This window comes from Aquitalea sp. FG25, assembly GCF_057809375.1.
In genome coordinates this window covers 16,044-27,910 of sequence record NZ_JBMDJV010000022.1, presented here as the reverse complement: position 1 = coordinate 27,910, position 11,867 = coordinate 16,044, and the positions used below count along the sequence as shown (strand labels likewise).

Below are 11,867 nucleotides of genomic sequence, written 5' to 3'. Positions count from 1 at the left end.
AGGCGGATATTTCCGCCTTTTTCCTTTTGTAATCATGGGTTTGTGATGTTGTTGTGGAAATTGCCATGCCGAAAATGGTAAAATGCCCGCTTCGATTGAAAACGATTGCCTCTGTCAAGGATATCCGCTAGCCATGATGACTCTTTATTCTGGAATTACCTGCCCCTTCAGCCAACGTTGCCGTATCGTGTTGTATGAAAAGGGAATGGATTTCGAGATCATCGATGTAGACATTCACAACAAGCCGGAAGATCTGGCTGTGATGAATCCCTACAACGAAGTGCCGGTACTGGTAGAGCGCGACCTGATCCTGCACGAGTCCAACATCATCAATGAATACATTGATGAACGTTTCCCGCATCCGCAATTGATGCCGGCTGATCCGGTGATGCGTGCCCGTGCCCGTCTGTTCCTGCACCGCTTTGAAAACGAACTGTTCTGCAATGTGAAAGTGCTGGAAGCCGGCGCTACCGGTAAGGAAGCCACCAAGGCGCGTGAAGCCATCCGTGACGGCCTGACCACCATTGCCCCGGTTTTTGCCAAGCAGAAATTCATGCTGGGCGAAGAGTTTTCCATGATCGACGTGGCCATTGCACCCTTGATGTGGCGCCTGGAGCATTACAATATCGATCTGGGCAAGCATGCTGCGCCGATTCTGAAGTACGCAGAACGCATCTTCCAGCGCCAGTCCTTCATCGACTCGCTGACCCCGTCTGAAAAGGCCATGCGCAAGTAAGGATGACCATGAGCGCCAGCACCAAGCCCTATATGCTCCGAGCCCTCTATGAGTGGTGTACGGACAATGGCCATACCCCCTTCCTGGTGGTATGGGTGGACGAGCATGCGGATGTACCGCGCGAGTACGTGAAGAACAATGAGATTGTGCTCAATATCGCAGCATCAGCCACGCAGAATTTGCGCATTGATAACGAGTGGGTGTCGTTTTCGGCGCGCTTTGCCGGTGTTTCTCGCGATATCTGGGTTCCCGTCGGCAACGTGATGTCCATCTTCGCACGTGAAACGGGTGAGGGAATGGGCTTTGAGGTGGAGCTGAGTGCTACGGCACCGGCAACACCTGTGCTGCAACCGGTGGTAGAGGCTGATACGGATGGAGATGCTCCCGAAGTGAAGGAAGATACCCCACCGCGTCCTAGTGGCCGTCCCAGCCTGCGTATTGTCAAATAAGGTGTTTGCACTACAAGAAAAGCCGGGAATCCCCGGCTTTTTTCATTCTTCCCGTACGTCCTGCCTACCTTGTTGTGGCTGGCTGACGCTATCTGCTGCCGTGCTATGCAGTAAAACTTGGTTCTTACCCTTGGCCTTGGCCTGATAGAGCGCCAAGTCAGCCAGTTGGTACAGGCTGGAAAAGCTGTCGCCATCGTTTGGATAGCAGGCAATACCACAGGAAAAGCTAGTCTGGAAGCGATGTTGTTCCGCCTTGAAGCTGAGGTCGGAGAAGCGCCGACGCAGCAGTTCCAGCCGCATCCAGCCATTGCGCTGATCTGCCGAAGGCAGCACCACAATGAACTCCTCTCCGCCCAAACGGCACACGATATCGGCCTGGCGGCAGTGGGCGCGCAGCAGCTCTGCCAGCGCGCACAGTACCGTATCACCAATGATGTGGCCGAAGCGGTCGTTGATGCTTTTGAAGTTATCCAGATCAATCAGGGCAAAGGTAAGCGGGCGCTGTTCGCGTTTAGCCCGGCTGATTTCGCGGCCCAGGGTTTCCTCAAGATAGCGGCGGTTGTACAGCCCGGTAAGCGGGTCATGAAGTGCTTGCTCGCGCAAGGTGTCCTGCAGCGTTTCAATTTCATCAATGCGGGTTTTCAACTGCAGATAAGCCTGGTGCAGTGCCTCCTCGGCCAGACGCTGGCGCGAAATATCGCGTAGCACCAGCATGCGCCCTCCTAGCGTGACCCCGCTTTCGCGGATGGGAAAGGCGCGTACTTCCAGTATCGAACGAGAACCTGGTCCATTCAGCTCCACCTGATGTGAGCCGTCATGATCCGCCACTGCCACCAGCGAGGCGATTTGCAGCTGTTGGCCACACAGTACGGCGGCAGGCTTGCCAAACAGATTGGCTGCCGCCGGGTTGATGTCCAGAACGGTCTTGTCGCGGTCAATCACCACAATGCCGTCTCCCATGGCATTAAAGGCATTCCCACGTGCAATCGGCACCACATACAGCATGCGTAGATAGAGCAGGTCAAAGGCAAAAATTGCCCCGGTGATGGCAAAACATAGCGGGGTTGGGTCCAGCCCGCGCAGCGAAATATGGCCGGACAGGTAAAGCAGATTGCCAATCCACGGCACGATGGCACCCAGCATCAAGATGAGGGACTGGCCTCGGTAGTGGGGTGGATAGAAGTGCAGAGTTCGCAGCAACAGCAAGGAGCCCAGCACCATCATCATGTAGGAATAGCCGGCCACCATCAGCCAGAATAGCGGGCCGTGATTGAAAATCAGCAGATTGTAGCCGGATGGTGAGGGCTGGAAGCTGCTCCAGATCAGCCCGTGTCGTTCATTGGTAATGGCCAGTCCCATGCTGAGCAGCGGAACACACAGCAGCAACAGGATATTGCGTGGCCGCAAGGCGAGGTCAAGCCGGTTGTAGTCGGCGGCCAGCAAAAAAAACAGCACCGGGGCGCTCAGCGTGCCCAAGTATTCCACTTTGGACCAGAAAATCTTGTCGCGCAGCAAAGGGGAGGACAGCTCCAGCATGGCGGCACCGGCCCAGAGCATGACTGCCAGCATCAGCCATGCCAGATAGCGTGCTCCAGCCACCTTGCGCCGTTCCCATGCCAGGATGCCGATGGTTGCCGCACTAAGGGCAGCAAGCCCAGAAATGGCTGAAAGGGAAGTAAAAACAAGAGACATGAGGCCCGCTATGCAAAGTGACTATGCCGAGTGCAATGTTTCAGTTTACCCCCTGTCGTTCAAGTTTCATTCACATTTTTGCGTCTCTAGGTATAATTACGGCACTCCCGAGGAGCGCTGCGAGGTCAATCCCCAGGCTCGGGCTTCTTGCAAACGGCGCTCACCTGACTAAACTCCGTGCCGATGCCGGAATAGCGGGTGAGCCGCGTTCTGGCCGGCGTGTGAAAGGACTTTGCACGATGGCTGAATTCACTGATTTTCACGTAGCTGACATCAACCTTGCTGCCTGGGGGCGCAAGGAACTGGCAATCGCCGAAACCGAAATGCCGGGCCTGATGGCATTGCGTGAAGAATATGCCCATCAGAAGCCGTTGCGTGGCGCACGCATTGCCGGTTCGCTGCACATGACCATCCAGACCGGCGTGCTGATCGAAACCCTGGTGGAGCTGGGAGCCGATGTACGCTGGGCTTCCTGCAATATCTTCTCCACGCAAGACCACGCCGCTGCGGCCATTGCCGCTGCCAATATCCCGGTGTTTGCCTTCAAGGGTGAAAGCCTGGATGAATACTGGGAGTTCTCCCACAAAATCTTCGAATGGCCGGAAGGTCAGGAAGCCAACATGATTCTGGATGACGGTGGCGATGCCACCTTGCTGCTGATGCTGGGCAGCAAGGCCGAGCAAGACCGCAGCGTCATCAGCCATCCGTCCAACGAAGAAGAAACCGCGCTGTTTGCGGCCATTGCCCGTTATCTGGAAGTGGACCCGCACTGGTATTCCAAGCGTCTGCCGCATATCAAGGGCGTGACCGAAGAAACCACCACTGGCGTGCATCGTCTGTACCAGATGCAAAAAGAAGGCCGTCTGCCGTTCCCGGCTTTCAACGTCAACGACTCGGTGACCAAGTCCAAGTTCGACAATCTGTACGGCTGCCGCGAATCGCTGGTGGATGGCATCAAGCGCGCCACCGACGTGATGATTGCCGGCAAGGTAGCCGTGGTATTGGGTTACGGTGATGTGGGCAAGGGCTGCGCCCAGAGCCTGCGTGGCCTGGGTGCCACCGTATGGGTGACCGAGGTAGACCCGATCTGCGCCCTGCAAGCGGCGATGGAAGGCTATCGCGTGGTACGCATGGATGATGTGGCGGATCAGGGCGACATCTTCGTGACCACCACCGGCAATGTCTCGGTGATCACCCATGATCACATGGTCAAGATGCGCAACAACGCCATCGTGTGCAATATTGGCCACTTCGACAGCGAAATCGAAGTCGCCAGCCTGCGCCAGTACCAGTGGGACAACATCAAGCCGCAGGTTGACCACATCATCTTCCCGGATGGAAAGCGCATCATCCTGCTGGCCGAAGGCCGCCTGGTAAACCTGGGCTGCGCCACCGGCCACCCCAGCTTCGTGATGTCCAACTCCTTCACAAACCAGGTGCTGGCACAGATGGAAATCTTCCAGCATGGTGAAAAGTACGGCAAGGAAGTGTATGTATTGCCCAAGCATCTGGACGAGAAGGTGGCCCGCCTGCACCTGAAGCGTATCGGTGCCAACCTGACCGAGCTGAGCGATGAGCAGGCTGCTTACATCAGCGTACCCAAGCAGGGCCCTTATAAGCCGGCGCACTATCGTTATTGATAGCGGGCTGTAAGGCAAACGGACAGGGCAGGGTATGATGCACCTGTCCGTTTTTCTATCTGCGGGCTATTACCGCTACGACACGCTGCAGTATAAAAATACAGCCTGCCGCTCCGAGCAGGGACAGAGACGATCATGAACGAACAGAAAAAAACCTTCAGCTTCGAGTTTTTCCCGCCCAAGACGCCGGAGGGGGTAGCCAAGCTGCGTACCACCCGCCAGCAACTGGCCCAGTTCAAGCCGCAGTTTTTCTCGGTGACTTTTGGTGCCGGCGGCACCACCCGCGACGGCACGCTGTCCACCGTGCTGGAAATCCGCAGCGAAGGCCATGCGGCAGCACCGCACCTGTCCTGCATTGGTTCTACCCGAGAAAACATTAGCGCCATCCTGAACGAATACCGTAATCATGGCATCCGTCATATCGTGGCGCTGCGTGGTGACATGCCTTCCGGCATGGTGGCCGCTGGCGAGTTCCGCTATGCCAACGAGCTGGTCGAGTTCATCCGCAGCGAACATGGCGACCATTTCCATATCGAAGTGGCGGCCTATCCGGAATTCCATCCGCAGTCCAAGTCGGCCGAAGACGACCTGAACAATTTTGTGCGCAAGGTGAAAGCCGGTGCCAATTCGGCGATGACCCAGTACTTTTTCAATGCCGATGCCTACTTCCGCTTTGTTGATGAAGCGCAGGCGCGCGGGGTGGATATTCCCATCGTGCCGGGCATCATGCCGATTGCCAACTTTGGTCAGCTGTGTCGCTTCTCGGATATGTGCGGTGCCGAAGTGCCGCGCTGGCTGCGTCAACGCATGCAGTCCTACTACGATGACACGGCGTCCATCCGTGCGCTGGGCCTGGATGTGGTGACCGAACTATGCGACCGGCTGCTGGCCAATGGTGCACCCGGCCTGCATTTCTATACTCTGAATCAGGCTGGTCTGGTGTCTACCGTGTGGCAACGGCTGGGTCTGTAGGCTTCCAACTTGTCGATAAAATAGCCCGGCATTTCCGGGCTATTTTGTTGATGGGCGGGCTGCAATCTGGTTTGTCACAACAGAAGGCGCAGCGGCGCAGGCCACCTGGTTGCGCCCCTGATTCTTGGCCTGGTAAAGCGCCCGGTCGGCATCACGCATGAGCATGTACTCGCCATCGTGCCGTTCATTCAAGGTGGCTACGCCGATACTGATCGTCACCCGGTCGCCGGTGCTGCTCTTGCGATGGGCAATGGCCAGTTGCCAGATAGCATTCCGCATGTTTTCGGCTAGCGCCCTGGCCTGTTCGCTGTTTCTGCCTGGCAACAGCACACCAAATTCCTCACCGCCAACCCGTGCGGCAAGGTCTTGCACCTCGGGTAACTGGGCCTGAATGCATTGCGCCACCTGGCGCAGGCATTGGTCACCTGCCAGATGGCCATAGCTATCGTTGAATTGCTTGAAATAGTCGATATCGATCTGCAGCACGCTCAGCGGACTGGCTTCTGTACTGGCCTGCTGAAAGTACTGGGTGAGTTGCTCATCAAAATAGCGTCGGTTGGCAATGCCGGTCAGGCCATCGCTGAATGCCATCCGTGCCAGATCTGCATTGGCATTGCGCAGTTGCTGCTGCGTGCTGCTCAGTGCCTGCAACTGCTGACGGCGGATGATGGTGTTGGCCAGGGTTTCGCCCAGTAACCGCGCTTGCTGCTGTTCCTTGCTCTGCCAGCGGCGCGGACCGCTGACCATGTCGCAGCCGAACAGGCCAACCGGTCGGCCCATGTGGTCGATACGCAGCATGAACAGGCTTTGTATTTGATGGGCTTCCAGCTCCTGGCGTTCCTGTTGTGCACTAGCCGGGATATCAGCCAGTGCATCCAGCGACAGCAGGCCGAAACGTTGCAATTGCTGCCAGGCCCAGTTGCGTTGCAGCATGCTTTGTCCCAGCAGGGTGTGGGTGGTGGGCTGGATGCCGGATGCACACCATTCATGCACGGTATTGACCAGCCAATCATCAGAAAAGCTGATCAGATAACAGCGTTCCACTTGCATGAAGCGTCCGATTTCTCCCAGCGCCATATCGGTGGCCTGATCGATATCCTGTAGTGGAATATTGATGAAGCGCGTGGAGATGGCCGCGATCAGCTGCTGAAAACTCAATAGCTGGTTGAGCTCTTTGGTGCGCTCGGTCACCAGCTCGGCCAACTGGTCACGGTGGCTGGCCAGCTCGGTTTCAATTGTCTGCCGCTCTGCCAGATGGCGGTTGATATTGCTGCTCATGCTGCGGAAGGCGCGGGCCAGCTCGCTCAGTTCATTATCGATGTGCTGTGGTGGCTGACCGGGCAGCAGTGGCGGCAGCTCCATGCCGGGTTGATAGTTGCGTACGGTATGCGCCATGTCCTGCAATGGTTTGACCAGGCGCCGGTTAAACAGCCACCACAGCAGCAAGGCCAGCCCAAAAAATTCCAGCAGGAACTGCAAGGCCGAACTGGCCACTTCCTGCCAGATGGCGTGGTAGATATGCTGGCGCGACACGGTGAGCCGCAGCGTGCCGATGGCCTCCATGCTGTGTGGTGCCAGCAGTCGCAGCCGGTATGCGCCGCTGTTCAGTTGGTCGGCCAGTTCCGGATTTTCATAGCGGAGCGACTGGCCCAGCTCGGTGCGCAGCTCAACACGCTGTACGCCGGGTATCTGGCCAATCAGGCGCAATTGCAGTTGCAGGGCGGGAATATCCACATCCCAGGCACTTTGTCCCAGTAGCGGCAGGTAAAGTCGCGACACGGTGGTCGGGATGGCATCCATTTGCTGCTGGCCATCGCGCAGAACCTGCCCTGCTTTCAGTGCGGTTACCGCCACGCCAAATAGCAGGGTATACAGCAGTAGTTGCCAGATTAGCTGGCGGGTGAGTCTGCGCGTGGGCATGGGCAAGCTCCTAGTTCAGCAAGGCGCTGAAGTCGAAGGCATAGCGCTGCAAGGCTGGGTTAGCGAATTTGCTGAACTGCTTGAAACGGATGCCCCTGAAGTCATTATTGGCGAATAACTGTAAAAAGTGCTGGGCTTGTGCGCTGGAAACCGTACTGAACACGGCAGGTCGCAGCTGCAGGCCTTCACTGGCAAAATCCTGGCCGTGCTGGTAGTCGTACAGCAGCACCAGGCCCCAGGCTCCCATCATGAAATGACCGGCAGCCAGTGCGCTCAGACGGCCATCCCGCCGCTCGCGCATGGCCTGGCGTGAATTGTTGATGGCACTGAGCAGTACCTGTTTGCCGGGCTGCTTGCCGCTACGCGTGATGGCTTCTTCCAGACCGAATGCCATCTCGTCATTGGCCGCCCAGACAATATTGATCTGCGGATAGCGCTGCAGCAGCCACAAGCCTTGTTGCAGTGCGCGTTGGCGCTCCCACTCTCCGTAAACCAACTGGGTCAGACGCGCTGATGGATGGGCGGCAAGGACGCGCCTGGCGCCATCTACCCGCTCGGTGGAGGCCGGCGTGGAGCGATCTCCTGCCATCATCAGGACATTGAGCGGGGTACCCGGTGCAAAGCGCTGGCGGGCTTCATCCAGTAGTGCCTGCATGGTGAGGCTGCCGGCCATGGTATTGTCCGGGGCCAACGATCCCAGCCAATGCCTGAGCCGCTGGCGTGGCAAACCACTGGCCTGCAACTGGGCGGGGGTAAGTTGATTGAAGATGATAAAGCAGGGGATGCCAGCCTGATCGGCCATTGACAGCATGGTAGGACCGGTAAGTTTTTCGTTGACCAGCAGCAGGTAGTCCGGCTTGCGTACGCGCTGGGTGACGGCGCGGGTCAGTGTCATCATCTGTACTGGATCCCGTTCGGCGTACAGCACTTCCAGCTGGATATCCAGTTGGCTGGCTGCTGCCTGCATCGCGCGGCTGGCACTGAGCCAGAATGCCTCGTCCGCACGCCCCGGCGAGATGAAAGTGACCGAAAATGCCCATGCCTGGCTGTGCAACATTATTGCAACAACCAGGGCAAGGTTACGGAGCTGTCGAGTCACCTGCATGCCGGGGGCCTTTGTTCATTCCTCCTGCATATTTCGGACTGCGCAGAGATTTGCTGAATGCTTGCTAGCTTAAAGACTTCTGAGCTGGCTGAGCGGCAAGGAGGTCGTGCGCTTGATTTCTTTCAGGACGAAACTGGATTTTACATCTTCCACACCTTGCTGCTGTAACAGTTCATCCATCACAAAACGTGAAAAGTGTTCCAGATCTTCAAAATAAACTTGCAACAGGTAGTCCATTTCTCCGGTCATTGCAAAGCAATTGATCACTTCCGGCCAGCGCTGGACTGCATCAATAAAGCTTTGCACATGCGTGTTGCCACGCTTCTCCAGCACCACGCGTACATAAGCCTGCAAACCCAGGCCGATTTTGGCCGGGTCCAGCAGCGCCACATACTGGCGAATGACACCAGACTCCTCCAATTGCTTGAGGCGTCTGAGACAGGGGGAAGGAGAGAGGGCTACTCTTTCCGCAAGCTCCACATTGGTCAACCTGCCATTGAGCTGCAGCTCGGACAGGATGCGCAAGTCTGTCTTATCTAGCGTAAGACTTGGCATGTAAACTCCTCTGGTTTTAATTTGTTGAAATTATATTTCTAGTTATTGTGTATCTGGGGAATGTTAGCAAGAAAATTGCCAGGCTTTTTCCCTAGAATAAAAATCCTAACCTGGACATTTTACACGGTGGCATCAGATCACTGGATAATGTCGGCAAAGATAGAGGAGATGCCTGGTGAGACACACAAAACCGTGCCGCCGGGAAACTGAAGCAGTTTCTGCCCCTGGCTGCGGGCAAACCCGCGTCTGGCGGATATGCACAAGACGGTGGTGCCCTGTGCCAAGTTGCTCCGTCACCTAGCCGGCTCACTCCTCATTTTCCGACTTGTCTTTCACTCTGCTGTCTACTGCCCGTCCGGTCATTTTCTTGCTGTCATGCATATCAGCCATAGCCAGACATGCTGTGATCCAGCGCACCTGGCTGTGATAACAAAGAGGAGAGATGGTGAAAATGGAAGCACGACTGCACAACCCGCTGGCAACCGATGGTTTTGAGTTTGTCGAATACACGGCCCCCACCGCCGCAGGTATTGCCGATTTGCGTCACTTGTTCCTTTCGCTGGGGTTTGTCGAAGTAGCCCGCCACCGTAGCAAGAACGTCAGCCTGTATCGCCAGGGTGATATCAACTTCATCCTGAATGGCGAGCCCACCCAGCCTGCCAATGAGTTTGGCAAGGTGCACGGTCCTTCCGCTTGTGCCATGGCCTGGCGGGTGAAGGATGCGGCCAAGGCGTATGAATATGCGCTGGCCCACGGTGCCAAACCCTATGTGCGCCCCATCGGCATGATGGAGCTGAATATCCCGGCAGTGGAGGGCATTGGCGGCTCGGCACTGTATTTTGTCGATCGCTATGGCCCATCGCACAATATCTACGATGTCGATTTCCTGCCGCTGGATGGCGTTGAGCAATTTCCGGCTGGTGTCGGGCTGTATGAAATCGACCACCTCACCCACAATGTCTTCCGTGGCAATATGGCGAAATGGGCCGGTTTTTACGAAAACATCGGTAATTTCCGTGAAATCCGCTATTTCGATATCGAAGGCAAGCTCACCGGCCTGGTGTCCAAGGCCATGACCAGCCCTTGCGGCAAGATTCGCATCCCCATCAACGAATCCTCCGACGACAAGAGCCAGATCGAGGAATTCCTGCGCGAATATCACGGCGAAGGCATCCAGCACATTGCGCTGGCCACGCGCGACATCTACCAGACAGTGGAAACCCTCAAGGCTGCCGGTACTCGTTTTCTCGATACCCCGGACACCTATTACGACAAGGTGGACAGCCGTGTGGCCGGCCATGGCGAAAACCTGGCCCGTCTACGCAAGAACAGCATCCTGATCGACGGCGCGCCGGTAGAGGGCGCGGGCATCCTGCTGCAGATCTTCACCGAAACCGTCATCGGGCCGATTTTCTTTGAAATTATCCAGCGTAAGGGTAATGAGGGATTTGGCGAAGGCAACTTCCGCGCCTTGTTCGAATCCATCGAAGAAGACCAGATCCGCCGTGGTGTACTGAAGACCGACTGAGCCGGACTGTGACTGTGTGGCGCACCGCCCTTGCGTAGTGCGCCGCCCTGCTAAATCGATAGCCGGTGGTGCTTGTTGCGCCACCCGGCCAAGGAATGGTCCATGCGTAAATGGATAGGATTCCCGCATCGGGAAGGGACAATCTCCCGTCAGGCCCACGCCGATTTGCCGGCTGAGGGCATTTATGAACGTGAAGTAGGGCGCAGCGGCTTTTTTGGCCCGGCCACGCATCTGCATCACAAGCACCCGCCCACCGGCTGGTCGGCTTGGGAAGGGCCGCTCAAACCACGCGCCTTCGATCTGAATGCACTGCCCAAAGACGTGGCAGCCCCCTGGTCGGCACCACTGGTGTTGCATAACAGCCAGTGCCAGTTGCGTATCTGGACCTGTAGCCAAGCGATGACCCGGCTGTACCGCAATGGTGATGGCGACGACATGTTGTTCATCCATGCCGGTAGTGGCGAGCTGTTTTGCGACTATGGCCATCTGCGCTATCGCGATGGCGATTACATCCTGATTCCGCGTTCCACCAGCTGGCGCATCGAGCCGGCGGAAACCACCACCATGCTGCTGATTGAGGCCAGCAATGGCGCTTACCAGCTGCCGGACAAAGGCATTGTTGGCCCGCATGCGCTTTTTGATGAAGCCATGCTGGATGTCCCGGCCATCGACGATGCCTTCAGGGCACAGCAAACCGAGGACGAATGGCAGGTGGTGATCAAGCGCCACAATGCGCTGTCCACCGTTACCTACCCGTTCAATCCACTGGATGCCATCGGCTGGCATGGCACGGTTGCGGTGGCGCGCATCAACTGGCGCGACATTCGCCCCTTGATGAGCCATCGTTACCACCTGCCACCATCGGCACACAGCACCTTTGTGGCCGACGGCTTCGTCATCTGCACCTTTGTGCCGCGTCCGATCGAATCCGACCCCGGTGCGCTCAAGGTGCCGTTCTATCACAACAACGATGACTACGACGAAGTCATCTTTTATCACGCTGGTGACTTTTTCAGCCGCGACAATATCAAGCCCGGCATGCTTACCTTCCACCCGGCCGGTTTCACCCATGGCCCGCACCCCAAGGCGTTTGCCAAGGCGATGAGCGAGCCGAAGAAATTCACCGACGAAGTGGCGGTGATGATAGACACCCGCAGCGCGCTAGAGCAGGGACCGGGCCTGAGTGCGGTGGAGTGGACCGGCTATGTGGATAGCTGGAAGCCCAAGGCCTGAACCAGATCACCGGGCGGCAGGCCGTACCCGCCACGCC

10 protein-coding genes and 1 riboswitch are annotated in these 11,867 nt (G+C 57.0%); of the genes, 6 read left to right on the top strand and 4 right to left on the bottom strand.

The annotated features are described in order from the left end of the window. The first annotated feature begins 133 nt into the window (after window positions 1-133). The gene (locus tag ACODR9_RS18090; RefSeq protein WP_159874917.1) at window positions 134-736 is read left to right on the top strand and encodes a glutathione S-transferase N-terminal domain-containing protein; all 603 of its coding nucleotides are present in this window, start codon (window positions 134-136) and stop codon (window positions 734-736) included. An 8-nt stretch (window positions 737-744) separates the two neighbouring features. Continuing rightward, window positions 745-1,185: a ClpXP protease specificity-enhancing factor gene (locus ACODR9_RS18085; RefSeq protein ID WP_488810964.1), complete on the top strand. Its 441-nt coding sequence runs from the start codon at window positions 745-747 to the stop codon at window positions 1,183-1,185. A 42-nt stretch (window positions 1,186-1,227) separates the two neighbouring features. Here the strand turns inward: ACODR9_RS18085 and ACODR9_RS18080 are convergent, their stop codons facing one another. After that, window positions 1,228-2,877: a histidine kinase N-terminal 7TM domain-containing diguanylate cyclase gene (locus ACODR9_RS18080; RefSeq protein WP_488810962.1), complete on the bottom strand. Its 1,650-nt coding sequence runs from the start codon at window positions 2,875-2,877 to the stop codon at window positions 1,228-1,230. A 104-nt stretch (window positions 2,878-2,981) separates the two neighbouring features. Beyond that, window positions 2,982-3,046, top strand: a riboswitch (S-adenosyl-L-homocysteine riboswitch). Window positions 3,047-3,116: 70 nt separating this feature from the next. On the opposite strand from ACODR9_RS18080, the gene ahcY reads away from it, so the two are divergent. Further along, window positions 3,117-4,517, top strand: a complete 1,401-nt coding sequence (ahcY, locus tag ACODR9_RS18075; RefSeq protein WP_488810960.1) for an adenosylhomocysteinase — start codon at window positions 3,117-3,119, stop codon at window positions 4,515-4,517. Between the two features lie 135 nt (window positions 4,518-4,652). Beyond that, a complete protein-coding gene (gene metF, locus ACODR9_RS18070; protein WP_488810958.1) occupies window positions 4,653-5,489 on the top strand; it encodes a methylenetetrahydrofolate reductase [NAD(P)H] in 837 nt (278 codons plus the stop codon). 39 nt (window positions 5,490-5,528) lie between these two features. Here metF and ACODR9_RS18065 read toward each other — a convergent pair whose 3' ends face one another. The 3 genes from ACODR9_RS18065 to ACODR9_RS18055 all read right to left on the bottom strand — a co-directional run bounded on the left by ACODR9_RS18065 (window position 5,529) and on the right by ACODR9_RS18055 (window position 9,069). Further along, a complete protein-coding gene (locus tag ACODR9_RS18065; protein ID WP_488810956.1) occupies window positions 5,529-7,409 on the bottom strand; it encodes a sensor domain-containing diguanylate cyclase in 1,881 nt (626 codons plus the stop codon). 10 nt (window positions 7,410-7,419) lie between these two features. Further along, window positions 7,420-8,466 (bottom strand): ABC transporter substrate-binding protein, encoded by a 1,047-nt coding sequence (locus tag ACODR9_RS18060; protein WP_488810954.1) that lies wholly within the window; start codon window positions 8,464-8,466, stop codon window positions 7,420-7,422. Window positions 8,467-8,583: 117 nt separating this feature from the next. Next, window positions 8,584-9,069: an Lrp/AsnC family transcriptional regulator gene (locus ACODR9_RS18055; RefSeq protein ID WP_089085887.1), complete on the bottom strand. Its 486-nt coding sequence runs from the start codon at window positions 9,067-9,069 to the stop codon at window positions 8,584-8,586. A 445-nt stretch (window positions 9,070-9,514) separates the two neighbouring features. Between ACODR9_RS18055 and hppD the strand changes: the two genes are divergently transcribed. Together hppD and ACODR9_RS18045 are read left to right on the top strand one after the other, a co-directional pair. After that, window positions 9,515-10,597, top strand: coding sequence for a 4-hydroxyphenylpyruvate dioxygenase (gene hppD, locus ACODR9_RS18050; protein ID WP_488810952.1), 1,083 nt, complete (start codon window positions 9,515-9,517; stop codon window positions 10,595-10,597). Window positions 10,598-10,699: 102 nt separating this feature from the next. Continuing rightward, entirely contained in the window at window positions 10,700-11,830 is a 1,131-nt protein-coding gene (locus ACODR9_RS18045) for a homogentisate 1,2-dioxygenase (RefSeq protein WP_488810950.1), read from the top strand. Window positions 11,831-11,867: the final 37 nt, after the last annotated feature.